The following is a 25,579-nucleotide window of genomic DNA, read 5'->3' as shown; positions in this document are numbered from 1 at the left end:
CAATGAAACCGATCCGTTTCTTCCAATCGATTCAAGCCAAGCTGATTGTTATTTATTTGCTGATGATTTTGGTCGCACTCCAGCTCATCGGGGTTTATTTTATTAAGACGCTGGAAACGTCGCTCAAAAACGAGTTTATCGAGAACCGGAACTCGCAGGCGCAGCTGCTCGCGCAGTATGCGGAGACGTACCTGACGGAAAATCAGGAAAACAAAAACTCGGAGACGACTAAGAAATCGTATGCCGATCTGAATGATTTTGTAAACAGCCTCTTCGCGACGAGCAAAGCGGAAATCCAGATTATCGATGCGAACGGTGTCGTGCTTACGACGACAAGGCCGATGAACCAATCGGTCGTGAACAGCAAAAATACGCAAACCGAAGTAACGCGGGCGCTGCAGGGCATTAAGGATAACCAGCGTCTGTTCACCGACTTCGACGGCGTCCGCAAAATCGTTATCGCCAAGCCGATCGGTTCGGGCGTCAAGGTGCTCGGTGCCGTATACATCATTGCTTCGATGGACGATGTCTACAAAACGCTGACCCAGATCAACAACTTCTTCATCTCCGGCACGTTAATCGCGCTTGCGCTTACGGCGGGTCTCGGCGTGATTTTGTCGTCTACGATTACGAATCCGATTAAGGCCATTACGAGACAGGCTACGGCCGTAGCTGAAGGCCGATACGAATACGAGGAAAAAATCCGGGTGATGGGCGAGGACGAGATCGGCCAGCTGGGCAATACGTTCAATTTCATGATGGAGCGGCTGCGCGAGGCGTTATCGCTGAATGAAGAGGAGAAGGAAAAGCTCGCTTCGATCTTGTCCAACATGAACGACGGGCTGATCGCCACGGACGACCACGGGCGCGTCATCGTGATCAACCGGCGGGCGAAGCAGATCCTGCAGGTTAACGAGGATACGACGCTCGGCATGCCGCTTGGCGAGCTGCTTGGGATGCAGCAGGAGAAGATGCAGGTGCTGGAAGGCACGGAGGATCATTCGACGATGCTGCATCTGTATCATGAGGCCGAGGAAGATCCGCTGTTCGTCAAAGTGACGTATACGACGATTCACAGCAAGGGCAAAGGCTCCGCCGGGACGATTGCGGTGCTGCAGGACGTCACCGGACAGGAGAAGCTCGAACAAGCGCGCCGGGAATTCGTAGCGAACGTATCGCACGAGCTGCGGACGCCGCTTACGACGATCAAGAGCTATCTCGAGGCGCTGGAGGACGGAGCTCTGGAAGAGCCGCAGCTTGCGGGCAAGTTCGTCAATGTGGCAAGAAACGAAACGGAGCGGATGATCCGGCTCGTCACGGACCTGCTGCAGCTGTCCAGGCTCGATTCGAAGCAGGCGATTATCAGCAAGGAAACGACGGACGTGACCGAGATGCTTGAGGAAGTGGCGGACCGCTTCTCTTTTCAACTAGAGCAGCGCATGATCGCCATCGAAATCGACGTCGAGAAGCACGTGGACGAAATTATGCTGGACCGCGACCGGATCGACCAAGTGCTCGACAACCTGGTCTCCAATGCGATCAAATATACGCCGGAGGGCGGACATATCCGCATTCATGCGGGCCGGAGAGAACACGCTGTGCTGGAAATTTCCGTGCAGGATAACGGCATCGGGATTCCGCGCAAAGATTTGAGCCGGATCTTCGAACGCTTCTACCGGGTAGATAAAGCCCGTTCCCGCAGCATGGGTGGGACAGGTCTCGGCTTATCGATTGCCCGGGAAATAGTGAAGGCGCACGGCGGCACCATTCAATTGGAGTCGGAGCTCGGGCAAGGGACGCGGGTAACGTTCACGCTGCCGTATCAACAGGAGGAGGCGGCCGTATGATCGAGAAACTGAAAACCGCCGCGCTGACGCTGCTGGTGCTGCTCAGTTTGCTGCAAAGCTACCTGCTGGCTTACAGCTATCCGAAATACGACCCGGTCAAGCCGGAGGAATACGTGAAAACCGACATCCTCGGCACCCATGCGTCATTGAAGGATATGCTGTTTCCGGATCAGCTGGTGCTGCATCTGGGCAACCAGCAGCATACGGTGCTCTACCCGAATACCGTGAAGTACAATGAAGTGATGGAGATTTTGAAGCAGCGGTTTTTGGAAGGGTTCCGGAAGACGAACGTCGCTTCGCTCGGCTTTAACTGGGACGATGTGCGGAATAAGCAGCAGGGAGTCGAGATCCGGTTTCGCGACGGGCTGCCGATGAACGTTCTGCAGGAGGTTATGCAGCTGAAGGGCGATCTTCAGGGCGAGAACGACTTGATTACGCGCATCTGGATTTTTGCCAAGGATACGAACGAGGTCAGAGCGATTCTGTTTACGGATACGGCGAATACGGTATACGAAGCGATCAAAGCCGATTTTACGGTGAAGGACATCGAGAAGTTCGTGCAGGCGGACGAATCGTTCACCCCTTATAAGGCGATGAACGGGGATTATTATTTGCCGATGAAGCCGCTGACGATCCCGAGCTTCAAGATGACTTACACGCAGTTTACGGCGGATCAATTGAAGCGTACGTTTTTTGTCGATCCGACGCTGACGCGCAATGTGACGGAGCGGGACGGCTCAGAGATCTATACGGACGGAAAGCGCGGGCTGAAGCTGAGAAACGAGCAGCACTGGATGACGTATACCGATCCGGTGGCCGCGACGGAGAACAACAAGGTCGATTTGCGCGAGAGTCTGTTGTCGGCCGTACAGTTCATCAACCAGCATGGGGGATGGAACGGCAAGTACGGGGTGCAAAAGGTACCGCAGCGGCTGCTTCCGGGCAGTCAGCAGTATGTGTTCCGGCAGTACTACGATTCGTATCCGGTCATCAATACGCGCAACGAGAATACGGGCTTTATGAAAATATCTCTGCAAAAAGGCATCGTAGCCAGCTACGAGCGTTCGCTGCTTACTCCCGATCTGCGAAGCTCTGTCCGTACCGAAGTGCAGTTGGCGGGCGGAGAGCCGCTGGAGCAGAAGCTGGCCGCGTTCGCCAAAAAGGCGCGGGTGTATACGATCTTCCCGGCTTACCGCATGGTCGTGACGGAGCAGGCCATGCTTCTTGTTCCGGCCTGGGTGGCCGAGCTTCAAGACGGTTCGTACGAATTTTTGGACTAAGGAGGACGCCGGCGTGGAATGGGGACGTGCCAAGACGATATTGATATTGTCCTTCCTGCTGCTGAACGTGGTGCTCGGCATCCAGCTGTGGTCCAGTCGTGCGGACCTTGTCGATCTGGAGGCGAACGCGATCGGAGCGGCGGAGGAGATTCAAAGGCTGTCGAAAAGTAAAAATATACAGGTGCCGCCGGATATTCCGAAGGATGTGCCGAAGCTGCGGGAGATTGTCGTCCGGTTCGACGATAATTTCAATCCGGAGAAGGTGGTGCCGCTGGCGGCGCCGTTTAAATTCGATCCGTTGATCAGCAAGGGCTCGTTCCGGGACGTTTTGGCGAGAACGGGCATTCCGAAGATCGAGTCGTACCAATTCGATCCGATGACGAGTCTTGGCGGTACTTATGTGTTTCACCAGTTGTACGGCACGCTTCCGATGTTCGACGTGCAGCTGAGGCTGTTCGAGAAAAACGGGCAAATCACTTCCTACCAGCAAGGTTATGTGGAGGTGCAGTCCGACGGGCAGCAGAAGGAACAGAAGGTCATTACCGCCTATATCGCTTTGCGGAGTCTGATCGAGAACTACTTGCCGTCGGGAGCGGTCATTACGAGCGTCCGGCTCGGGTATCACGGACAGGTGTACAATTCGCAGACGTTGAATATGTGGCCGTCGTGGCGGGTGTCGCTGGGGAATGCGGACGGAGACGTGTATTACGTTCATGCTTTGAACGGTGCGGTGGAAGGGCCGCAGAAGAGCAAAAAGTAAGCGGCTAAGGAGTTTTGAACATGGGGATACGGTTTTGTGTGCTGGGCAGCGGCTCGACGGGCAACGCCACGGTCGTTGCGACCGAGGAGGGCAAAGTGCTGATCGACGCCGGGCTCAGCGCGAAAAAGATAGATCAGCTGTTGAAGGAACGGGGCATGTCGGCCAGCGAGCTGGATGCGATTGTGGTGACGCACGAGCATGCCGATCATATTAAAGGGCTGGGTGCGGTTGCGCGCAAGTACGACTTGCCCGTCTATGCCAATGAGAAGACATGGGCCGAGCTTGACCGGCAAATCGGCGAGATTGCGGAGGAGAACCGCTGCGTGATGAAGACGGGGGAAATGCTCGAATTCGGCTCGCTGCAGGTGGAATCGTATGGCATTTCGCACGATGCGGCCGAGCCGGTCGGCTACTGCTTTTATCACGAGGAAGAAAAGTTGAGCGTCGCGACGGATCTCGGCTACATGAGCTCCAAGGTGAAGGAGAAAATTCAGGATAGCGATGTGCTCGTTCTGGAGTCCAATCACGATATCGAGATGCTGCGGATGGGCCGGTATCCGTGGAACATCAAGCGGCGTATCCTGAGCGATGTCGGCCACTTGTCCAACGAAGCGGCCGGGATCGGCCTCGTCGACGTGATGACGGCGAAGACGAAGCGGGTGTATCTCGCGCATCTTAGCCGGGACCATAACCTGATGGATTTGGCCAGGCTGACCGTGAATAGTATGGTAGAGGAGCGGCTCGCTCCGGACGATCACCGCGCCAAGCTGATGGACACGTATCATGACCGGTCGACGGAGTGGGACGTGTTGAAGGACGATTAGCCGTTCCCGGGACATGGGAGCGGGGATAGAATGCTTTTGGAGCCGCGAGTAAGGATCGGATCGTATTAAGTGCTGTACATAAGCGGTTCGAGCAGGATGGCGCATGGCGAATCACAAGGGCGGCTCAAGTGAAGCTTGCTGATGGCGTGTTGGGAAAATTCCTTGTTTCTCGGCGATCTGCGGCGTATGGCCTTAATGCTGGTGACGGTTGCCAATGCCAGTCGGGAGTGTGGACTGATCGGACGCCTCCAGCGTGTGGATTTTGGAGGCTAATTCCTGGGCGGTGAGCAGCCCTTTTTCCAGCAGCAGCTCGAGAATGGCTCCCAGTAAAAGGGAGTTTCGGTAATGGTCTTCCTTGAGGTCCGCAAGCTTGGCGATCCAAGCGACTTCATCCAGATGGGACGATATGCGGCGGTTCGACATCTCCATCATCCTTCCTTGATTGGGTGCAGGTTATGTTCTTATTCTAGTCTAGCTTTAGGGAAATCATTCCTCTTTTTTAGTTTTTGAGATTGCCAGAGTTTAAGGTACAATGGATATAGCAGATTTTTCGGCCTCGGATGGGGCGGAGCGGGATGGAACAGGGGGCGGCAGCGGTGAGTTTGTTTGACGACGATTTTTATTCGACGAAGGCACCCCGAAGGGAGACTTGGCGCTTGCCGCCCGGTCGGTCCGGTGTGAAGCTGCCGATGTGGCTGCTTCCGGCCGTTGGGGGCGCCGTTGTTACGGCGGCCTTGTTCATGCTGTTCGATCGGGGGGCAGGGCATGATGTGATGCCGCAGGCGGTTTCGGTAATGGCCGCGCCGGCTCCAGGAGCGGCGACCGGCGGAGGCGTCGACACCGAGCGGCTGACGAGCGATTCGGTGGTAGGCGCGGCAGCGAAGGTATCGCCGACGATTGTGAGCATTATCGGCTCCCACCGGGAGGGAGAGAAGGAAAACGCACGCGGCGGCGCGGTGGGCCTCGGTTCGGGCGTTATTTTTGCCCGGGCGGGGGATCAGGTGCGCATTGTGACGAACAACCACGTCGTGGAAGGGTTCCAGCAGCTGGACGTCATTACGATCACCGGCGAGCGTCGTAAGGCGACGTTGGTCGGACGCGATCAGATTACGGATCTGGCCGTACTGGAGATTGACGGAAGCGGGATCAAGCAGATCGCCGAATTCGGAGACTCGGATGCGCTCAAACCGGGGGAGACGGCGTTAGCCGTAGGCAATCCGCTCGGACTCGGGTACGCGCCGACGGTGACCCGGGGCATTATTAGCTGGCCCAAACGGACGATTCCCGTATCGCTTGGGAAGGACGGCGAGTTCGACTGGGAGATGGAGGTCATCCAGACGGATGCGGCTATCAATCAAGGGAACAGCGGCGGCGCCCTCGTGAATCTGGACGGCAAGGTCGTCGGCATCAACACGCTTAAGGTCGCAGACATGGGCGTAGAGGGCCTCGGCTTCGCGATTCCGATCAATCAGGCAAAATCGATCATTGAGACGCTGATCAAGGATCATAAAATCAAGCGTCCTTACATCGGCGTGGTGACCCAGGATTTGCAATCGTATGCGGGCATCGAAAGCTTGAAGCTGCCGTCGGATGTCAAGAAAGGCGTGCTGGTGATCGAGGCCGTCGGTCCGGGCAAGGACGCAGGACTGAAAACGAGCGACGTGATCGTGGAGTTGGACGGCAAGCCGGTTGACGGCACGCTGGCGCTGCGCAAGTACATTTATGGGCACAAAAAGATCGGAGAAAAGCTCGCCGTCACGTATTATCGGGGAGCGAAGAAGAACACGGTTCAGGTCACGCTGGCTGAGTTAAAGGATCGCTAATGGGATCAGGGAAAGCTGTAAGTCGCGGCCGCTTTTGGGGAACAATGAAAGCAGAGGCTGTATAGAGCGAAACGGTGTGCGATTTTATAAGGGTTAAAAGAAAAAGGGGTCTTATCTTATGCATGTAGTTTGTAAAGAGCACCTGGAGCTGGCCATCGATATGTTCGTGGACGAATACGAGGACGCGCCGGATATCGTGGACTTGGAGGAAGTAAAGTTTACGGGTTGGGACCCGCCTCCGCATTGTGAACGGTGTGCCGAGCCGGGGCGGTTCTTGGTTGTGTAGGAGTTTGTCAGGTATGGAGAAGAACATAGAATGATTGTCGGAGGGCTGGCATGGTGCGGCCTTCCTTTTTTATAGCTGGTTATGGTGCAGCGGCGGTGATTTTACAAGTAGAAGTCTTTGGCGTATTCAACGGCTTTGGGGATTTTGACGTTGATTCTTTGTTGGTCGTGGTTATAGGAGGTAGTATAGAGGATTCGATCTCCGCTATATACATAGTAAATGTCGGTTCGATTCACAACGGTTGTCCCTAAATCATACTGGATCGCACCGTAATAATCACGATGGTTATGAACGGATTCCGGAGCAGAGTATACTTTTGCTTTGGAATAGGTGTGTTTAAATGATCCGTTCGTCTGACCAGTCCATACGAGATTGATGAGTTTTCTTAGTTCAATGCCGACGTTAGATTGAATCTGGACGTTGGCGCGAACTTCAACCGGATTTACAATGGTAGTAGTGCCGCCATTTGGAGCGCTACACAAGAAGGAATCTTGTTCCCTTGGCCTGATAATGTCGTTGCCTTCTTCTATAACTTTATAAGGAATGGAGTACGTCGAATAGGCGTACCGCTCCGTTAGATTGCCTTGGGGAGTAAGAAGCGTCGAGTCATTTCCCTTTAACGCTTGATCAACAAAGGTAATGGTAAGGTTATTCTGACCTTGGGGCTTGCCGACAATAACAGGTACAGTTGGGGTGGCTACTTGTTCATTTGAGACGGGAGCGTTTCCCGAGTTTGGCGCTGTAGTGACTGGGGAAGCAGCGAGTGTTAGAGCTGCGAAAGAAGCGGCCAGAATGGCAAGTATGCGGTTAAGGGCCATTGCTTTTACCTTCTTTCGAGTAATAATATAGTTCAATTTACATAATATCACATTTGTTTCTTGTTAAGTTAAAGTTTCTTTGGAGAGAACAATGAAAAGGTGAAGGAAATTCCACGACACCTCGAACAGGACAAGTAAAGGGTAGACGAGAGAGGAAGAGTAAGCGGATGAATATTCAGATGATCACAGTAGGGAAATTGAAGGAAACTTATCTGGTACAGGGGATCGCCGAGTACGTCAAGCGTTTGGGGCCGTATGCCAAGGTGCAGATTGTCGAGGTACCGGACGAGAAGGCGCCGGAATCCATGAGCGCCGCGGAGGAGGTGCAGGTGAAGCAGCGTGAGGGCGAGCGCATTCTCGCGAAGCTGCACACCGACGCTTACGTCGTGGCGCTAGCCATCGACGGGAAGCCGCTGTCGAGCGAGGAGCTCGCGCGGCAGGTGCAAGACCTTGCCACGTACGGGCGCAGCCACGTGGCTTTTGTTATCGGGGGCTCGCTGGGGCTTGCCCCAGAAGTGCTTGCGCACGCCGACCTCAAGCTGTCGTTCGGGCGCATGACGTTGCCGCACCAGCTTATGCGGCTGGTGCTGGTGGAGCAGGTGTATCGGGTGTTTAAGATAATGCGGGGGGAACCTTACCATAAGTGACGGCGAAAAATCAAGAAGGATGTAGAGGCTGGTAGGAGAGTGGCTTTAAAAAGATTTTGGAAGTTTTCGTGCCCCTAAAGATGACTTTAGGGGTGTTTTTGTGCGACCCAATAAGGCAATGCTCTCCAAACTTATTGTAATGATTGTGGTGATTGAGGAGGAACCTCTGAACTAGCCGATTTGGTAAATTAGATGTTTGACGTAGAACAAAATAGAATCACCCAATGTATTTTCTAAGCCGACTCATGTAATATTAACTTATTTCTTCAGTTTGAATGCCATAGCGTTTTTCATAAGTAATGTCTACGGCGTTTAACAATGTTCGTCTAGCGCAATCAAGGGTGTTATTATCTAAACTTGTTAAATGTTTAATTAGGTAGTCCCGTTTTAGAGAGAACGGCTGTTCTCCCAGAATCATGGATCGTTTATTTAACCCTTGTTCCTGCCAGTCCTCGATTACATAATGGACAGGCAAATGTGGTTTTTTGATTATTTTTGTTAGAGGTAAGATTAAATATATTAAATGCTCATCATCAATATTATCTGGATCATTTGATTCTAATACATTTAATACTATACAAGGTCTTGTTCCTCTTTGAATTGATGAGTTGACCTTGTAGTTATTGCCTAAATCACATAACCATACCTCTCCTGCTTTAGGTTCCCTTGTTTGATTGACCATGTCCCACGCTCCAGCCTACTAATGTAATATTATGGTACAATAATTTGTGCGGAGCTTGCAAGCAGCTAACACGTCAAACACTTTGTTCACTCTTAATTTTATAGAATGAAATGTGTAAGAATCACAAGATGGAAAGAACTACATTTAAAACAACACCATATTCACGCATCGGGCGTTCGCCCTCGGTCCGGTAGGGCTGAAGTGAATCCGATTTGATCGTTTTCAGGCACATAAAACGAGATTAGCCGTACATCTTGCAACGAATATCGTTTTCTAGCTTGCTGTCTTCCGCGCCGACATGTGGATGGGGCTTCGGCCGCATGACCTACCCGCATCAGTTGATGCGGGTGTTGCTGTTGATGGAGCGGATTTCGGGCGATTAGATTAACCGGGGGAACAGTGCCATAAGTGACGGCGAAATTCCTGATATATCCACGAATTGTGATATAATTGGAAGAGTGCTGTAAGTACTGCTAGTATTCTACTCTAGCTTATTCTTTAAGAGAGGGGATTCAAGGATGGGAGAAGCTAATCTAGGGGTTCGTAACATGTATACAGGCCCAGGTGGTGGTGCATACACTGGGCCGGGTGGCGGACTGTATACAGGGCCTGGAGGTGGAGCCTATACTGGACCAGGCGGAGGAATGTATACGGGCCCAGGTGGTGGCGCATACACTGGACCAGGTGGTGGACTGTATACGGGGCCTGGAGGTGGGGCTTATACCGGTCCAGGTGGTGGATTGTATACAGGGCCTGGAGGTGGACTGTACACGGGGCCAGGTGGAGGGCTATACACTGGTCCGGGTGGAGGTATGTACACTGGCCCTGACTCAAATCCTTATAGAGCTATTCACCCACCGTGGCCTTTATTTGCCGTTGAGCTTCGAAGAATGAGGATGGTTTCACAAGCTGAAATGATTGAAAGAGCTTTAAGAAGCATTGGTTGGAGGGGCTAGCCCAGTTTGAAATGAGCTTCTCGATTCTCCAAGAATAAGTCTTAATTGTTGATGTAACAGAGGGGCTCTTCCGGACAAAGGAAAAGCCTCTTCAGTTATTGGTTCAGCGGAAGGGGCTACGCTTAAAAAATGCTTTTCGGTCTCCTCGTTGAAGGCGAGCTCGACGCTGCCGCCGCGCTTCCTGTCGTCCAGTGTGATCTTCTTTATGGGGGTCATATGTCGCCAGACAAAAAGCTCTCCTTTGGCCACAGACGTACCCGTACCAACTGATGCATGTGCTCTGCTTGAGCAGGTGTATCGGGCGATTAGATTAATCGGGGGAACAGTGCCACAAGTGACGGCGAAAAATTGGGGTGAAAAAGCTCGTGTCGCCATATATTCACCCTGTTCCTAGCTGTTGTAATGAAAGATAATTTACATAGAGATTGGCTTATAGGCTTCGGAATAGGTTATATCATGAAGTTCGTAAACACAATATTATTTGGAATTATTGCTAATACAGAAAGGAAGAAATGCATGTTTCATAATGTCATATACATTTCTCCAAGATACAGTCTGGATGATTATTCAGAGCTGAATTTATCTTTAAGTAGTAATAATCAAGCATGGAAGAATGCAATTGAGATATTTATAGATAGAATGGAAGGGAGGTTTTTGTTATTAATTCAATATTACTCGGATAACATAAGGGTCGATAACAGACATATTGATTATAGTTTCGGTTCAATGGCATTATGCTGTTTGTTTATAGAAACCTTGCATCAATTTTATAATGGACTTGATGAAACGGTTTTTAGAGGACATAGGGAGGCGTTTATAAAGTTTTTGACTAAAAGCATTTTTTTCAGTCAGTACTTCACTAGAAGAACTGCTGGTTCTTTTTACTCAGATATTCGTAATGGAATTCTTCATCAGGCGCAGACAAAACGGAATACACAGCTTACTTTTGACCAGGATGAAATGGTTACCGAGATTGAGAATGGAATTCGTCTAGATGTAATTAAATTTAAGGACGAATTGATAAATGAATATCAGCATTATGTAGACCGCCTTAGTCAAAGCTCGAATATCGAACTTAGAGAAAATTTTATAAGGAAGATGAACTACATAACAACAATAGATTTTGTGAGTAACTCAAGAAGGCAATAACCCGTCTAACACTGCATTCACGCATCGGGCTGGTACCCTCAATACGTTGTTATGACTTCGCTCTCGTTAACCACGCTAAATACGTCTTTTCATAGAACAAACTGCTTCATACTATCGCAGCCCAATCTCCTGTTCTCTCGAAAGTCTTTAAGGTAAAGTGGTTACATACAATCCTTTTTATTTCTGAGCGAAATATTCATAACAGAGATCAAAATTCAACTAATCGAAAGGAACAGTGAGATGGCTGAAAGAACATACGAAGACGTTGCTGAGTATGTCGAATGGCAAAGTCAGAATAAGTGTAAGGTCTTGAGTGCAAAACCGGAGAAAACTTTTGATGATTTAGGAGTTGAAGTAAGAGTTTGGAATGTAAAAACAGATAAGGATGGTTCGTGGTGGGTCGTTGAAGGTGAGACAGTACCGATGAACCTGTATCCTCAAGACGCTTATTACTTTGGAACGGATGAAGTGTATTCTTTTCATATGGGAATAATGCAACGGATGAAAGCATCTTCATACAAACCAGAAGATTATGTAAATGCAATGACGTTGGATAGCGAAATTGCACCCCAATTATTCAGAAAGTTAAAGAATATTGCTACACTAATTGATTCAGCAATAGAGACTGAAGATTTTCAAGCTATTGGTGTTCAGTGTAGAGAGGTATTAATTGAATTAGGAAATTTAATTTATTCTCCTGAAATGGCTGGAAAAAGCGAGCAGCCCCAAGCATCAAATTTTAAGAAGAAAGCAGAGTTCTTTGTCCAGTTCCATTTACCCGGTTCAGATAATAGTGATTACCGAAGTATAATCAAAAAATTAACTGAATCAACGTGGGATTATTCCAATAAAATTACACACTCTCAGAATGCTACATTTTATGAAGCTTCAACGTGTGTTTCTTTATGTACATCATTAGTAGGGGTCTACGAAAATATCAGGCAAAAAGCCTTCAACCCAATTTCACAGTATAAATGTAAAAACTGTACAAGTAAGAAGTTAGAGATAATTGATGACGAAACAAATGAAGAGGGCATTATTACAACGCTTTTTTTGCATTGTGAAGAATGTGGAGATGTCACTAAAATCATCTTAGAAGGTAAAGATAGAAACATTCGATATATAAAAGACTTTTAATGCTTCCTCGCTATTCGACATGGGTAAAAGAGACCGCGATTTTATATGGAGGGGCGGGCATGATAAGCTGGTTAGCATCGCGAAGTCCTTATGCTTCGCGGCTTTCGCGAGTACTCATGCCCGCAGAGGCTCCATGTCAAATCGCTCTATTAGCCTAGAAAACGTAACTTTACCCACGAAGTAGAGCGAAGAGCCCTTTTAATAATAGAAAGTCTGAATCCTTAATTAAGGGTTACCCGAAGAGTCGTCTCATACAATTGAAATTCGGTATTGAGGGTAGATTCATGAAGTGAACGTGGAAAGGAGAAAGTATGAAAGAATATTTCTTTACAGTACTTATGATAAAACCTCCTGACGGGATTGACGAATATAGGAACGGGGATTATGGGTTTATTAGGCGAAAATGGGAAGTATCAATTTTCGATTTGGCAACCTTACAGAATAATCATGCGCTCGGTGTTTCCTACGAATTGATATCTATATTTCTGAATACATGTAATATGGAGTTTTCAGTAAAAGCAAACTCAAAGGATGAGGCAGTTTATGTTTTTAAATTACTAAGAGCCTTGTTATATATTAATGGGTTCACACCATTTATTACTCCTCTACTTTCAACATACTCAATAAATCAATATGCGGGTATAAATTTTCGCGATAGTGATTCACTAAGGGAAAAACTACCATTAGAGTTGCGAGAAGGAATAAAATCTGGAGGAAACGACATAGTACAAATTTCCCCAATGGAGTTGTCGTTTCAAATTATACATACAGAAAACAATTCAATTACCAAAGAGATTTTTGATAAAAGCATAGCCCAGATGACTGCCTTAAAACGTTTAATTGAGAACACACCTCATATTGGAAATGTAATTGATTCATTCATCAACATTCCTTTTATTCATAACTACAACCAATCAATTTTGTTTATTTGGACAATTATTGAATCGCTATTTCCAAAAGTAAACAGTGAAGTTAGTTTCAGACTGTCAATATATATTACACAATTACTCTATGATGAAAATAAACTTGAAAGGTTTCAGAAAATAAAAAAGCTTTATGATTTACGAAGCAAGATTGCACACGGAAGTAAAACCACCTCTAATTTTGTTGAATGGTTGGACTGCTGGACTCTTTTGCTTGAGATTTGTGAGTCATTCATTCGGCGAGGCGAATTGCCCAATGAAGATAAGCTATTTTCAGAGTTATTTGTCAAATAATTAACTAATAGAAGCTAATCATAATCCTGGATTGCTTCCCACACAGGCTCCACCACGCCGAACAAAGGAGAACGTCCATCACAGGCGTTCTCCTTTTCGACACACATGATCTTCCATTGCCTCCCGTGCTACTTGCTGCGCATACGCCTCACCTAAGCCGATGGATTCATAATACTCCCGCGTCACCGTTTCCATAAGCTCGATCACAGCGTCATGCTGCTCCACTGGAACAAACTGTAGAATCGCCGCTGTGGGGTTCTCCCATCGTTCCTGCTAGTTCTCCTCATTTTCCATATTCATTAGTTCAGCTAATCTGTTTTTAATTACTTCAAACTCTGACATGCTCATAATTGCTCCCAACTGCGTCTCGCGCATGGCGTAACTTCTGATCGCTCGGTAGGCTCCCCGTACATAAGAAGCCCAAGCTTGACCATTTTTTCGAAGTCAGACACCGTATTCACTTGTGCTCTCCCTGACTGAAGATGCCGTATAAACTGATCAACTCCAATGGTGACGGCATTCTTAATTGATTCTTTGAAAGTCGTTCCGTTATCACTATGGCTCAGCGTTTCTGTATTCGCTTTACCATCGAACTCACATAAATCTGTTCCATGTGATCGTCATCCCCGCTTGCTAAGATCGTATTGCTCCATTGGGTGGTTCAATTAATTCATGGCCTCCATCTGCCGGTATGCCTCGCCAAGCCCCAACGATTCGTAGTAAGCGCGAGTAGCTTCTTCCATTTCAACTAAAACTTCATTATGCTTTTCGGGCGGGATGTGGTTTAACATGATTGCTACGATGGCGTTCTCCCGCGCAGCCTCACGCAACTTGATTTCCTCCAGCCCATAATGCGTATAGCCGCCAGCGCTGCCATTGGTGAGCTTGTGCTTCATCTCAATCGCCTTGATGGCCGTTACAGGGGGAATTACGTCCATCTTGCTCAACGTATCGAAGCCCTTTTGAATCACTTCGTCCAGTAGCTCCATGTCATGTCGGATACGCTTCGCAGACTCTTGATCTGCCAGTTCCCTCTCCAGCGAGGCCTTAACCTTAGCACGTTCTTCAGCGCGGTTCTCCTTATACTGTGCGTTGCCCTTTTCTCTTGCCTTCTTCAGAGTAGAATCCTCCAGCGCCTTCTTGAGTGTGTCTTCCTTTGATTGTAGAAGTTCCATCGTGAGCCCATTTACAATCGCTTCCCTGCGCTGCTTCATGTAGGAGTACATGGTGGGAACGCTGATCGGAAAGCCATTATCATTACACCATGCCACCAACTCTTTCACAGGTGTATCGTCATCAATCATCTTGTCCAGAAGCGGCTTGTTATTCCATTTGACAAGTGCCGCTACCTTGCCGGGCATGAATTTGTTTGTTCCATCTTTGAGTCGATCTTGCTTTTTGCTCATCATATTCACCCCGTATCATTAAGCTGTATAAACGTAATATAACGATTGGGGTACGTATTAAAGGTTTTTGAACTTTAACAGCACACGCGTCGTACAGGCAGTGTGAAAGGCGCAGTGCTTTCTATGTGCTGTTCCCATAAAAAGAAAAGCTCACCCTATAATCGCTAAGGTGAGCAGTTATGAAAGTGTTTTCACAAATTCAGATGACGATTTCGATTTTCTCCCGCTTCCGTGCTTGTTTGTGCTGTAGGGAATCCCCCGCCGCTGCTGCGACAGTAGAATCTGAGAAGTAGGAATCCACGTTTTCATCGAAGCTCAACTCAATCGTCTCGATCTTCTTGCTTGCATCCATTGTGATTCGCTTGATAAACAGGTGCAGCAACGTTTTCCGCTGTTCGAACGGCGCGGCGGTGAGTACCTGATGGAATCCACGAATCAACTCGCGCACCTGCTCAAAAACAACAGGAGACGTATTGCCTTCGGTTAGTTCAAGCTCCAGCCGGGACTTGTTCGCTTGGAGTTCATTTAATTTGGCCTGTATCTCCTGTATTCGCTCAGCGACGGTTGAGTTATCGAGTTTATTTTGCTCAATGAGATCGAGATAAAGGCGCTTTTTGGACTCAGCCTGTTCTAATTGGCTTCTAATGTGTTTTAGCTCCTCTTGGAGCGGTATTGTTCTGGTCGCCAGTCGGTGGTTGATTTTGTCCACGATGGCTTTTAGAATGCGGTCTTTAGACAGTACCCGCGCTAACCGATTCATTACTTCTTCTTCGGCCTCCTGCTTCCGAATGCTATTGGCTGAGCAAACGCTGCTTCCCTTACTCCGAAAGGCTCCACACGAATAATACAGACGATTCACGATTTCCCCCGTTTTCGTCTTGCTCCGGGTACGGCTGGCGACCATCGCCGCGCCACATTTCGGACAGCGAATCAGCCCGGATAGCAGGAACTCACCGTCAAAGATGCGGGCTGGCGTGAATGACTTCTTCTGCAACAGGAACTGGACTTTCTCCCATAACACATCGTGAATAATGGCTTCATGCTTCCCATCGGCAATGATCGGTTCTGCACTCTTGCCACGCCTACGCTTGTTGCTCCAGTTATCGTAGCGGTTGTAACGGACTTTGCCACTGTAAAATGGATTGTTCAGGATTTCCTTTATGGCTGTCGTGGAGAAGGTGTTGCCTGTCTTCGTCTTGTAGCCGGTGTGGTTTAGCTCGTTGGCGATACTCTTTAATCCACGACCAGCAGCGTAAAGCTCAAATATCTTTCGGATGATAAGAGCTTCCTCCGGCACAACAGTAACAGCCTTAGAACGCTTGGAAAGGTTGCCGGGGTCGGGAACAACCCGATACCCCAGCGGCAGCTTGCCGTTGTGTTCTCCTTTCTTTGCTCTCTGTTTCATGCCCATTTTCACGTTCTCAACGATGGTGTTTCGTTCTAACTCTCCAACAGCCCCCATCATCTGAAAAGCAAATTTCCCAATAGGTGTACTCGTCTCGAAATTGTCGGAATACGAGCGGAAGGATACGTTGTGATGTTCAAGATGGTCTAAAATCCCAAGAAGATTGTAGGCGTTACGAGCTAATCGATTAATTTTCCACACAAGAAGTTCATCGAATAATCCCTTTTCGGCATCCTGCTGTAATCGTTGCAGGGCTACCCTTCCCTTTAGGCTTGTTCCGCTGATACCGGCATCGATATACTCCTCATATACTTCCAAGCCGTTCTTCTTGCAGTAACCACGTAATGTGTCGAGCTGGGCATCGATGCTATACCCTTGCTCAGCTTGCTCATGGGTGCTTACACGTGCGTAGATGGAGGATCAACACAGAAGGTAAGGACCTAGCCAGTTAGTTTATAGTGTACGCTGATGCTTTAATAGCATTGAAACGAAAAAATATTCTTTTTCTATTATTAGCTCCGTATGGACCACACAGTAATTGATTCCTTCCATTGTTACTCCATTTACTAACTTTGTAAGACGAAGAAATTCGCCAATTTCAGAAACGTAGATATCTGTTGTTGAGTCATCCGGGAATATGCACAATACTCGAATGGGACTCATTCCTTTCTTTTTGAAATAGGTTAAGATCATGGAAGTTTCAAGCAGCCATATGATTATGATTTGATCCTGATACCGTGGGTTAACAATAGAATCGAAACCCCAATTGATTTACAGGAGTTTTTGGGGTCTCTAGATCGGTTTAATGTCATGCCCATGGGTCGAAAGCTAGGGGTTGTCGAATGGATATGTATGTATACCTCCATATAGTGTCCTTTCCTGGTTCTGAGTTGTTGAAGGCGTTATTGGACATACTACAGCTTGTTGTAAGAGGAACGGCCTGATGCATTAGCTTAATCAGTCATTTTGAAAAATGAAGTAGTCTTATTATAACAAAATAAATCCCTTTAGGGTATAATTTATAATAATAAGCACTATAGTCTCTTGGAGTAACTAAATAGCTGGTCTATGGTTTGCTTAGGGTGATTTCTATGAGCGATCTGATGAAAATGGTGGGAGAAGGCATTCGGCACTTTCGAAAATTACATGGACTAAGCCAAGAGGAGCTTGCTAATAAGGCTGGGGTACACGAAACTTACATTGGCAAGCTGGAGCGTGCCGAAAAAGTATGTTCCGTTGGGATATTGGCTAAAATTACGGATGCGCTTGACCTTTCGATGGTCGAGTTTTTTAGTTATGTCCAGCCAGTAGGTGGTGAAGAAAAGGAGTCAACGCTCGTAGAAATTGTGAATAGGCTCCGAAGCAGAAGTGTAAGTGAGCAAAAGAAGATATTGAAAGTTATCGAAGCTATGCTGGACGATCAGTTGAATTGAGGGAAACCTAAGACAACCGAATTTGAGCAGGCCTTGATCGTATTTGATAAAAACCGATTTAAGTTTGAATTATTGAAAATATTATGTGTGTAGTGTTAAAGGAGCTGCCGCGGCAGCTCCTTTCGCATTTTTCGCCGATAGATCCGTTAAGCTGAACCGTACCATAAGTAACGGCGAAAAATATTTAATGAAATGGAGTGGTTGAGTCCATGCCACTCCTACTTGTACCATTGAAAATTCCAGAGGATTGGACGGTTCTGTGGAATCACTTGAAAGATATGTTCATGAAGATGAATTTCAAGAAGATTTTCTACTTTAGTGATGAAGGAAAGCGAAGAATTTTGGACTTTGGACGGTATCCTCAATATAGATAGTCAGCCAATATCACTAAAAAAGATGCACTGGGTATAAGCGGTAATCTTGATGCGAGAGCTATTAAGAACCTTTGTGATAAGCATCGGATTAGGTATACCGCCTCTGATGCCTTAGAACTGTAAAAGAAAAATGAAATAATCTTGCTCATGGGGATGAATCTTCTGGGGATTGCGTTAGAGAAATGCCCGTAGTTTATTTGGAACATATTAAAGACGAAGTTATTAGCTTCATAAATGGCATACTGTGATAGAAGCGGTGGGGTATCCGCTTTACGTCACCTATGTAGCCTATGGTTTTACATTACAATAAACACTTTATAGCTCTGCTTAAAGCAGTATTCCAAGGTCTTGATTCAATCAATTCAATCCCATTCCGTTTACAGGTATCTGCTATCCAATCTCCATACGAAATACTTACTTCATCGGATGTTTGTAAATCAAATGATTCAAAAGAAACAAAGTGGTTGCTTGAGTATATTGAAGAAGAAATTGTTCGTCAATATAAAGAACAGCCTTTCTTCAAAGGACCACTAATTTATGGCTTGGATGAAACCACTACCTTGGAGCTAATTGTTAATTTAATTGGGGAAAAAAATGTCAGAGAGAAGCGAAGAACGTTTTTACGTAGCACTCATCGGGCCATACGGCCGTCGGTCGGTAAGAGTAGGATTCGACAAGGCATTTCTGTAGCAGTGAAGCATGAACAACCGAACACAGTCGCATGACATACCCGCATCAGTTGATGCGGGTGTTGCTGTTGATGGAGCGGCTTTCGGGCGAAAAGATTAATGGGGGGATAGTGCCATAAGCGACGGCGAAATTTTTTATGTGAGACAGGTTATCTCGCCATATATTCGCCCTGTTCGTAGCTGTTGTGATGAAAGATAATTCACATAGAGATATGGCTTATTAACTTCGAAATAGGATATATTTGTAGTCTCATGAATTTTGTAAACATGATGTTGGGCGAAATTCTCGAAACAATTAATCATGCGAAACCACTAATTGGAGGTTATTTATGGAAGATCAAGAAAATTTACTTCGATATTATGAATCCATAAAAATACATAACATAGAACTCAATGAAATAAAAAGAAAGATAACAATGCTAATGGATTTTCCACTCTTCAAGGACGGAGTAGTTCAATTTTACGCCCCAAAGGATGCTCAGTATGCTGGGTTCAGTATATTTAGGCGACTTACAGATGCAAATTCTTGGATTAGTAAAGCTACAGACTTATTTAGTTCTATTAGGTATAGTGTGCTCAACTCGTTGTCTCAATTAGATAGATGTGAACAAGTGTTTACTCCATTCAGAGTTACAGAAGAATACAAACCAGTATTTTATTTTGTTGAAAATGCTCTATTCAGGCTTTTCATTGCTTGGGACGTGCTGGGACATATGTATAATCATTTTTACGAAATAGGAGTTGAGATTGAGAAGGTTGACTACAACAAAATATTTAAGAAATCAAATTGTGACTTTATGGATAAAAATCTTAATAAGGTAATTGGAAATAAAGAGGTTGTTGAATTTGTAAAGAAAGAGTATGGGCTGATTAATGAACATATCACTACTAACTATGAGTATGTAGATGGTTTAACTAAAGGCCATCACAAATACTTAAAATCTATGCGAAACATGGCAATCCACAGGGAGGACCCTCATAATTTTTCTATAATAAATTCATCAAATAGGTGGATGCCTCTTGTAGATGCACCCCAATATGAATTAATGGTTATTGTAGAAGATGCAATGAAATTGTACCAATATATTTCAACGATTATAAAGCTATATTATTTTGAATTGAGAGGATATGGATTAGATGTGGGTGAACTACATGTAATTAAATTCAATGATCATTAAGTTAGAAATGTAGTTATTGGGAGCGAGATTAATGAAAAAGGAAGATGTTAAGAATTTATCAGAGTTTTTGGGCTATTTTCAAAATGAATCTGATCGTGGGGTAGCATTATGGAAAGACTACTTAACCTAACTCTGTTACTTGAGTGTTGCGAATTATGGTTCAAAGGACCGAAAATAAGCAGACTTGTAGCGTGAAGTGGCAAACAGCGTTCAGGCAGGAATCTTGAGATGCTTAAGGATGTCGAATAACGGCTTCTTCTCAGAGCTTGCTGATAAACATAGACGATGATCTGCTCGAAAAGTTCCTGCCGAATTCGGTACACCACATCTCCAAGCGTAAGCGGATTGGTGTTTGTCATCCAGTCGCGACGCTGTGATTCAAGAAAGTTCTGAGTCAAGAACTGGATGGCCCAAAACCGTTGAATGCCTTCAAATGAAAGCAATTGATAATGATCAAAGCCAAGCAACTAATTGGAAAACGGAAATAATCAAAGTAAAACTACGACAGAGGTTTATTCCACAGGCAACTCTCCGGAGTTAGGGGTCTAACCGGGGAGATTTCCATATTTACTCCAATAATCCTCACCCTCCATATTGTACAAGTGCGTATACGAGAAAAGCATAAGGGAGGAGCGGGATTAATTACAAACCTGACTCCTGTGAACGATTGGGAAGGGGTTATGAAGAACTTGCCCCGCTGCTTCGGCTCTCGTGGTTTTTGGCAGTAGTTCGGTAAGTTCTACGTTGCAGAGCTTAACTGCAAAAACTCTAGTTGCTTTTGAAGCCGGGAATGCCGCCGCGCGTCACATTTAGGCGCATTTTTCGCCGATAGACCCGTTAAGCTGAACCGTATCATAAGTGAGGCGAAAATTAAGGGGGAGCGCCAGATAGGGTGTTGTGGACTAGGGTCGAACGTTGTCGTTTCAGTTTGTCAGTTGTTAATTGCCTGATGTATAACATCCTCTCTTCCCGTAAACGCTGAAAATAATCTGTTAAACGAAATGCGGAATTCGGGGGATAATACATGCTAATCGGAAGTCACGTATCCATGGGCGGCAAGGAGATGTTACTTAAAGCCAGCAAAGAGGCTGCTTCTTATGGAGCGAATACATTCCTGATATACACCGGTGCTCCACAAAATACTAAAAGAAAACCGATCTCTGATTACAAGATTCTAGAGGGGCATGCGCATATGAAAGAGCATGGAATCAGCAATATTGTTGTTCACGCTCCTTTCCTGGTCAATCTGGGGAATTCTAGGAACAATCAAGTATTCAGTCATAGCATTGCCTTTATGCGCGATGAAATGGAACGGACGGAAGCATTGGGTTCGGAACAGATTGTTATGCATCCCGGATCACACGTTGGAGAAGGAGTAGACAAGGGACTTAACAAGATCATTAAGGGGCTTAATGAAGTTCTTACCCGGAATGAAAAAGTTCAAATCTCGTTAGAGACGATGGCCGGTAAAGGCACGGAATGTGGCGTTCGCTTTGAGGAACTGGCTCGCATTATAAACGGAGTAACCAACAATGAGTGTCTTTCAATTTGCTTGGACACTTGCCACGTTCATGATGCCGGATACGATATTGTCCATGACTTTGACGGCGTGATTGATCAGTTCGATCGCATCATTGGGCTGAATCGGTTAAAGGTGCTTCACATTAATGATTCCAAGAACGAACGCGGCTCCCGTAAAGATCGGCATGAGAATATCGGACATGGACTTATAGGTCTGCAAGCCTTAGACTATATTGTTCACCATCCTCAACTTTCTAATATCCCCAAACTGCTCGAAACCCCATCTATAGGACCTATTAAATATAAAAGCCCTCCGTATAAACATGAAATTGCTTTACTGAAAAGAGAGTTAACAGAACCGATAGAAAAATAAGACGCTTAGCTCGGTCCATCCGAATTTCGCGCCGCCCAATTTTCTGCCATCCAAATATCCAATAACTATTTTAGCTATTGCGCTCCAAGTAAGGTAATATGGTATAGACTACAGGGAATGAGGGCTGAAACTATGAATAAAGATGAAGTAATATTGACGCAAGAGGGCTTGGAGCAGATAGAGGAAGAACTCAACGAGCTCAAGACGGTCAAGCGTAAGGAGTTGGCAGAGCGGTTGAAAGTGGCGATTAGTTATGGCGATCTTAAAGAAAACAGTGAGTACCATTCTGCCAAGGATGATCAATCGCACATGGAAACCCGGATTTTGGTCCTGGAGCGGATAATAAAGCGGGCACGAGTCGTGAGTGCGGACAGTGTGGACTTGAATGAAGTCGGCGTAGGTTCTTATGTGATCTTGAATGATATTGAATTTGCCGAGAGGATTGAATACCGCATTGTCGGTCCGGCTGAAGCGAATGTAGCGGAGAACAAAATATCTTACGAAAGCCCGCTCGGAAAGGGTCTTTTGGGCAAAAAGGTAGGGGATATAATTAACGTAAACGCGCCGATGGGCAATCTTCAGTATGAGCTGCTCGAAATCAAAATGATTTAGTCATAATTAGCACTTCCGTCGGCACTCCTAGGATCGATGCTATAATAACTTCCGGTCTGTTGTGATCCTGAGGGTCGGTGTCAGATCCGCCGAATATGGTGACGGTATAGGCACTCCTGTATGGTTTCGCTCGTACTGGTGAGGTCATGCATAAGTGATCAGCACAGGTTTTGACGAGATTCAATTGATGAGAATAAGTTGCAGTTGCGTTCAATAGGCAGAAGATGCCCCAATTCAGGCGAAACCTACTTGCTGCGGCGCCATGCGATTTCGCCTTTTTGGTGATAAGTGAACCGTATCACAAATAAGAGCAACTTGCTCGTTTCCTCGCAGGGCATATACAGTATCCATAAATATATAAGATAACGCAAAAATGCCTTTAAGCCACATCAGTGATTTAAAGGCATTCTCATATATGTGTCGAGACAAAATTGTAAGTTGGTTGCGGGGGCAGGATTTGAACCTGCGGCCTTCGGGTTATGAGCCCGACGAGCTACCGGGCTGCTCCACCCCGCGATAGAATAACAAAGTATAGTAACCTTTAACGTTCGCCAGGTCTCTTATATTACACTAATTGGTGTTAATATGCAAGCTCATTTATGGGATCTCTCTAGAGCGTGAAGTATCCTTAAGGCGAGGGTGGTATAATCACTCTAGAGTGTTGAAATCAGAAGGGTGATAGCCATGAGCGTAATACGGTTGGAGAACGTCACGAAGAAGTACGAAGAGTCTATGATCTTTCGCGACATTTATTTTCGAGTTATGCAAGGGGAACGTATCGGCCTAATCGGACGGAACGGCGCCGGTAAGTCAACGGTATTTAAGCTCATCATGGGCAAGGAAGAGCCGACGTCCGGCAGAGTAGAAATAGATCCTCAGGTGCGAATCGGATATTTTTCGCAATTCTCGGAACTCAGCGGAAGCCTGTCCGTTCAGCAAGAGCTGGAAGCGTGCTTCGAGGAGGTTGCCCTTATCGAACGAGAGCTGCAAGAGGTCGGAGATAAGCTGAGCATGGTTACAGATGATCGCGAGATGAATGCGCTGTTAGCAAGGCAAGCGGAGTTATTCGAACAAATGGATCATCTCGATGGCTGGAACGTTTCCGTCGAGATTAATACGGTCCTTACGAAGTTAGGGTTTAAAGACAGATCCCGCAACCAGCCAATCGATGAGTTATCCGGAGGATGGCGTAACCGCGCGGCGCTTGCGAAGATGCTAATCGAGCTGCCTGATGTCGTTCTGCTCGACGAGCCGACGAATTACTTGGATATGGAAGGGATCGCATGGCTGGAGCAGTGGCTGTACCGATTCAAGGGAGCCATGATTCTGGTGTCGCATGATCGGCAATTTATCGACAAGGTCGTCACGCGTACGATCGAGATCGAGAACTATCATTTTCAGGAATACGAAGGCAATTACACCGATTACGTCCGTAAGAAGAAGATGCGCAAGAAGGAGCTGGACCGCCAGTTCGAGTGGGAGGAAGAGCTGCTGCTCATGGAATCCGAGGCGATCGACGATCGCGCGAACCGGAATTCCGGTTCCAAGGACCGACTCTCGCGTAAGCTGGCGGATAACAAGAAGCGGATAGAGCCGCATCCTGTTAACGTGCTGATTACCGATATCTACGAGAGGTTGCGCTTCCCGGACAAGCTATGCGAAGTGAAGAAGATCGGGCAGACATACGAGGGTAGACAGATCTTCGAGAACGTTAGCTTCGATATTCAGAAGGAAGATCGTTTGGTCATCGTGGGACCGAACGGAAGCGGGAAGTCCACACTCATTAAGGCGCTTTCCGGGCAGGAGAAGCCGGTTTCCGGGGAGGTTGTCTGGGAGAAAGGCGTTAACTATGCCTACTTCAACCGGATGTGGGAGGAACTTGATCCTAAGGATACCGTCAGCCACGCGGTGAATACGTATGGATTGGGATTGGACGCTCCGCGCAAAAAGGTGAACAAATTCCTAGCTATGCTGCAATTCTCGGAGGCGGATCTAAGCAAGGCGATCGGCAATCTGTCCGGCGGGCAGAAGGCTCGGGTGGCTCTGGCTAAGTGTCTTCTCTCGGGTGCGGCCGTTATTATCTTGGACGAGCCGACCAACCATCTGGACCTCACGAGCATACAGGTAATGGAGCAAGCTCTGATCCATTTTCCCGGCGCGGTCATTACGGTAAGCCATGATCGCTTCTTCATCGATAAGATCGGGACCAAGATGCTGACCTTCGATCCGGTAACGGGAGTGACCGAACAGAGCCTGTAAGAGAGAAGGGCTCTCTCGATACCTCTCAGCGTTGACTACAAATAGCGGCACGTTGGAGAGTATGTTCAACCATGCCTTCCCTGGACAACTTGGCCAGACGGTTTTATTAGAACGGTCAAAGGGATACTTGTATGGGATTCCTGTTACACTGGAGTAGGATTGATCTATTCCGGCAGGTATGGAACGTGGGGAATTCCGGAATCAGAGGGGATACCAATGGATTGAAGTTGGTTGTAAAACCTATGTTCTGCAAAACATCTAATGATAATCACTATTTTAGTTATAAAGAAAGGTAATACTATGATAAAAGTTGAACGCTTATCCTTCTCATTTCCTCAAAAAGAACTATATAACAACATTTCATTTACGTTAGATGAAGCACAACATTGCGCTTTTATAGGAACAAGTGGTAGTGGGAAAAGTACATTGATAGATATACTGATGGACCCAGAAAGATATCTTTTCGATGGCAAATTAGAGATAGACCCCGATTGCACAATTGGATATGTAAGTCAGTTCTCGGAACTAGACAACACTAAAGAAACAACAGTTTTTGAATATATAGGAGAACAATTTATAAAGATCCAAAATGAAATTCAATCGATTTGCACGGAAATGGAAACTTCATCAGATATAGAACCTTTACTCGAAAAGTATCAATTAGCTTTAGACGCATTTGATGCAATGGGCGGGAATGATTTTGAAAGTAACATTCATAAGCAGCTAAGTCTAGCAAACCTCATGAAGCGAAGAGATCTTAAGGTAACCGACCTGAGCGGCGGGGAATTCAAACTTATTCAAGTGATAAAGGAAATGTTTAATCGTCCTGACTTAATGATTATGGACGAACCGGATGTGTTTTTAGACTTCGAAAACCTAAATGCGCTAAAAAAACTTATTAAT

21 protein-coding genes and 1 tRNA gene are annotated in these 25,579 nt (G+C 46.5%); 16 read left to right on the top strand and 6 right to left on the bottom strand.

All coding sequences use genetic code 11. The annotated features are described in order from the left end of the window. Positions 1-2 precede the first annotated feature (2 nt). The 4 genes from walK to PEL01S_RS23395 are packed head-to-tail and all read left to right on the top strand — an operon-like array spanning position 3 to position 4,711. On the top strand, positions 3-1,847 hold the full coding sequence (walK, locus tag PEL01S_RS23410; protein ID WP_127462020.1) for a cell wall metabolism sensor histidine kinase WalK: 1,845 nt from the start codon (positions 3-5) through the stop codon (positions 1,845-1,847). Beyond that, positions 1,844-3,127, top strand: coding sequence for a YycH family regulatory protein (locus tag PEL01S_RS23405; RefSeq protein ID WP_127462019.1), 1,284 nt, complete (start codon positions 1,844-1,846; stop codon positions 3,125-3,127). Before walK ends, PEL01S_RS23405 begins: the two co-directional genes overlap by 4 nt. A gap of 13 nt (positions 3,128-3,140) precedes the next feature. Next, entirely contained in the window at positions 3,141-3,887 is a 747-nt protein-coding gene (yycI, locus tag PEL01S_RS23400; protein ID WP_063182389.1) for a two-component system regulatory protein YycI, read from the top strand. Between the two features lie 20 nt (positions 3,888-3,907). Next, the gene (locus tag PEL01S_RS23395; RefSeq protein WP_108532511.1) at positions 3,908-4,711 is read left to right on the top strand and encodes an MBL fold metallo-hydrolase; all 804 of its coding nucleotides are present in this window, start codon (positions 3,908-3,910) and stop codon (positions 4,709-4,711) included. Positions 4,712-4,903: 192 nt separating this feature from the next. On the opposite strand, the gene PEL01S_RS23390 is transcribed toward PEL01S_RS23395, so the two are convergent. Then, positions 4,904-5,134, bottom strand: a complete 231-nt coding sequence (locus PEL01S_RS23390; RefSeq protein ID WP_010501534.1) for a hypothetical protein — start codon at positions 5,132-5,134, stop codon at positions 4,904-4,906. Between the two features lie 173 nt (positions 5,135-5,307). On the opposite strand from PEL01S_RS23390, the gene PEL01S_RS23385 reads away from it, so the two are divergent. Beyond that, positions 5,308-6,534: a S1C family serine protease gene (locus PEL01S_RS23385; RefSeq protein ID WP_371860725.1), complete on the top strand. Its 1,227-nt coding sequence runs from the start codon at positions 5,308-5,310 to the stop codon at positions 6,532-6,534. Between the two features lie 118 nt (positions 6,535-6,652). After that, on the top strand, positions 6,653-6,820 hold the full coding sequence (locus tag PEL01S_RS23380) for a CxxH/CxxC protein (RefSeq protein WP_010501530.1): 168 nt from the start codon (positions 6,653-6,655) through the stop codon (positions 6,818-6,820). Positions 6,821-6,921: 101 nt separating this feature from the next. Here the strand turns inward: PEL01S_RS23380 and PEL01S_RS23375 are convergent, their stop codons facing one another. Continuing rightward, on the bottom strand, positions 6,922-7,638 hold the full coding sequence (locus PEL01S_RS23375; RefSeq protein WP_127462017.1) for a hypothetical protein: 717 nt from the start codon (positions 7,636-7,638) through the stop codon (positions 6,922-6,924). A 167-nt stretch (positions 7,639-7,805) separates the two neighbouring features. Between PEL01S_RS23375 and rlmH the strand changes: the two genes are divergently transcribed. Beyond that, the gene (gene rlmH / locus PEL01S_RS23370; RefSeq protein ID WP_127462016.1) at positions 7,806-8,285 is read left to right on the top strand and encodes a 23S rRNA (pseudouridine(1915)-N(3))-methyltransferase RlmH; all 480 of its coding nucleotides are present in this window, start codon (positions 7,806-7,808) and stop codon (positions 8,283-8,285) included. Between the two features lie 253 nt (positions 8,286-8,538). On the opposite strand, the gene PEL01S_RS23365 is transcribed toward rlmH, so the two are convergent. Next, entirely contained in the window at positions 8,539-8,967 is a 429-nt protein-coding gene (locus PEL01S_RS23365) for a type II toxin-antitoxin system PemK/MazF family toxin (RefSeq protein ID WP_127462015.1), read from the bottom strand. Positions 8,968-10,439: 1,472 nt separating this feature from the next. Between PEL01S_RS23365 and PEL01S_RS23350 the strand changes: the two genes are divergently transcribed. The 3 genes from PEL01S_RS23350 to PEL01S_RS23340 all read left to right on the top strand — a co-directional run bounded on the left by PEL01S_RS23350 (position 10,440) and on the right by PEL01S_RS23340 (position 13,426). Beyond that, on the top strand, positions 10,440-11,072 hold the full coding sequence (locus tag PEL01S_RS23350; protein WP_127462014.1) for a hypothetical protein: 633 nt from the start codon (positions 10,440-10,442) through the stop codon (positions 11,070-11,072). Positions 11,073-11,312: 240 nt separating this feature from the next. Beyond that, complete coding sequence (locus PEL01S_RS23345) at positions 11,313-12,209, top strand: hypothetical protein (protein WP_127462013.1); 897 nt, start codon at positions 11,313-11,315, stop codon at positions 12,207-12,209. A gap of 311 nt (positions 12,210-12,520) precedes the next feature. Next, positions 12,521-13,426 (top strand): HEPN domain-containing protein, encoded by a 906-nt coding sequence (locus PEL01S_RS23340; protein ID WP_127462012.1) that lies wholly within the window; start codon positions 12,521-12,523, stop codon positions 13,424-13,426. Between the two features lie 665 nt (positions 13,427-14,091). On the opposite strand, the gene PEL01S_RS23335 is transcribed toward PEL01S_RS23340, so the two are convergent. Together PEL01S_RS23335 and PEL01S_RS23330 are read right to left on the bottom strand one after the other, a co-directional pair. Next, complete coding sequence (locus PEL01S_RS23335) at positions 14,092-14,832, bottom strand: hypothetical protein (RefSeq protein ID WP_127462011.1); 741 nt, start codon at positions 14,830-14,832, stop codon at positions 14,092-14,094. A gap of 199 nt (positions 14,833-15,031) precedes the next feature. Then, positions 15,032-16,651, bottom strand: coding sequence for a recombinase family protein (locus tag PEL01S_RS23330; protein ID WP_255320155.1), 1,620 nt, complete (start codon positions 16,649-16,651; stop codon positions 15,032-15,034). Between the two features lie 677 nt (positions 16,652-17,328). On the opposite strand from PEL01S_RS23330, the gene PEL01S_RS23325 reads away from it, so the two are divergent. From PEL01S_RS23325 to greA, 4 genes are all read left to right on the top strand, one after another. Beyond that, a complete protein-coding gene (locus tag PEL01S_RS23325; protein ID WP_127462009.1) occupies positions 17,329-17,670 on the top strand; it encodes a helix-turn-helix domain-containing protein in 342 nt (113 codons plus the stop codon). A gap of 1,392 nt (positions 17,671-19,062) precedes the next feature. Beyond that, the gene (locus PEL01S_RS23315) at positions 19,063-19,911 is read left to right on the top strand and encodes a hypothetical protein (protein WP_127462008.1); all 849 of its coding nucleotides are present in this window, start codon (positions 19,063-19,065) and stop codon (positions 19,909-19,911) included. Between the two features lie 1,024 nt (positions 19,912-20,935). After that, the gene (locus PEL01S_RS23310; RefSeq protein ID WP_063182380.1) at positions 20,936-21,805 is read left to right on the top strand and encodes a deoxyribonuclease IV; all 870 of its coding nucleotides are present in this window, start codon (positions 20,936-20,938) and stop codon (positions 21,803-21,805) included. Positions 21,806-21,937: 132 nt separating this feature from the next. Further along, a complete protein-coding gene (greA, locus tag PEL01S_RS23305) occupies positions 21,938-22,417 on the top strand; it encodes a transcription elongation factor GreA (RefSeq protein WP_010501524.1) in 480 nt (159 codons plus the stop codon). Positions 22,418-22,856: 439 nt separating this feature from the next. Here greA and PEL01S_RS23300 read toward each other — a convergent pair. Next, positions 22,857-22,933: transfer RNA gene (locus PEL01S_RS23300), tRNA-Met, on the bottom strand. Between the two features lie 168 nt (positions 22,934-23,101). On the opposite strand from PEL01S_RS23300, the gene PEL01S_RS23295 reads away from it, so the two are divergent. Both PEL01S_RS23295 and PEL01S_RS23290 read left to right on the top strand, forming a co-directional pair. Continuing rightward, positions 23,102-24,676 (top strand): ABC-F family ATP-binding cassette domain-containing protein, encoded by a 1,575-nt coding sequence (locus tag PEL01S_RS23295; RefSeq protein ID WP_063182378.1) that lies wholly within the window; start codon positions 23,102-23,104, stop codon positions 24,674-24,676. A gap of 300 nt (positions 24,677-24,976) precedes the next feature. Beyond that, positions 24,977-25,579 (top strand): ATP-binding cassette domain-containing protein (locus tag PEL01S_RS23290; RefSeq protein ID WP_164824314.1); only part of this gene is annotated, 603 nt, incomplete at its 3' end.

It is taken from the genome of Paenibacillus elgii NBRC 100335 (genome assembly GCF_004000865.1).
Lineage (GTDB): Bacteria > Bacillota > Bacilli > Paenibacillales > NBRC-103111 > Paenibacillus_G > Paenibacillus_G elgii.
This window is presented reverse-complemented; position numbering and strand designations above follow the sequence as displayed.

Bases quoted from the DNA above. Each gene is read 5' to 3' on its own strand.
- walK (WP_127462020.1), top strand. From the start codon at position 3: ATGAAACCGATCCGTTTCTTCCAATCGATTCAAGCCAAGCTGATTGTT.
- PEL01S_RS23405 (WP_127462019.1), top strand. From the start codon at position 1,844: ATGATCGAGAAACTGAAAACCGCCGCGCTGACGCTGCTGGTGCTGCTC.
- PEL01S_RS23395 (WP_108532511.1), top strand. From the start codon at position 3,908: ATGGGGATACGGTTTTGTGTGCTGGGCAGCGGCTCGACGGGCAACGCC.
- PEL01S_RS23390 (WP_010501534.1), bottom strand. From the start codon at position 5,134: ATGTCGAACCGCCGCATATCGTCCCATCTGGATGAAGTCGCTTGGATC.
- PEL01S_RS23380 (WP_010501530.1), top strand. From the start codon at position 6,653: ATGCATGTAGTTTGTAAAGAGCACCTGGAGCTGGCCATCGATATGTTC.
- PEL01S_RS23375 (WP_127462017.1), bottom strand. From the start codon at position 7,638: ATGGCCCTTAACCGCATACTTGCCATTCTGGCCGCTTCTTTCGCAGCT.
- rlmH (WP_127462016.1), top strand. From the start codon at position 7,806: ATGAATATTCAGATGATCACAGTAGGGAAATTGAAGGAAACTTATCTG.
- PEL01S_RS23365 (WP_127462015.1), bottom strand. From the start codon at position 8,967: ATGGTCAATCAAACAAGGGAACCTAAAGCAGGAGAGGTATGGTTATGT.
- PEL01S_RS23350 (WP_127462014.1), top strand. From the start codon at position 10,440: ATGTTTCATAATGTCATATACATTTCTCCAAGATACAGTCTGGATGAT.
- PEL01S_RS23345 (WP_127462013.1), top strand. From the start codon at position 11,313: ATGGCTGAAAGAACATACGAAGACGTTGCTGAGTATGTCGAATGGCAA.
- PEL01S_RS23340 (WP_127462012.1), top strand. From the start codon at position 12,521: ATGAAAGAATATTTCTTTACAGTACTTATGATAAAACCTCCTGACGGG.
- PEL01S_RS23335 (WP_127462011.1), bottom strand. From the start codon at position 14,832: ATGAGCAAAAAGCAAGATCGACTCAAAGATGGAACAAACAAATTCATG.
- PEL01S_RS23325 (WP_127462009.1), top strand. From the start codon at position 17,329: ATGAGCGATCTGATGAAAATGGTGGGAGAAGGCATTCGGCACTTTCGA.
- PEL01S_RS23315 (WP_127462008.1), top strand. From the start codon at position 19,063: ATGGAAGATCAAGAAAATTTACTTCGATATTATGAATCCATAAAAATA.
- PEL01S_RS23310 (WP_063182380.1), top strand. From the start codon at position 20,936: ATGCTAATCGGAAGTCACGTATCCATGGGCGGCAAGGAGATGTTACTT.
- greA (WP_010501524.1), top strand. From the start codon at position 21,938: ATGAATAAAGATGAAGTAATATTGACGCAAGAGGGCTTGGAGCAGATA.
- PEL01S_RS23295 (WP_063182378.1), top strand. From the start codon at position 23,102: ATGAGCGTAATACGGTTGGAGAACGTCACGAAGAAGTACGAAGAGTCT.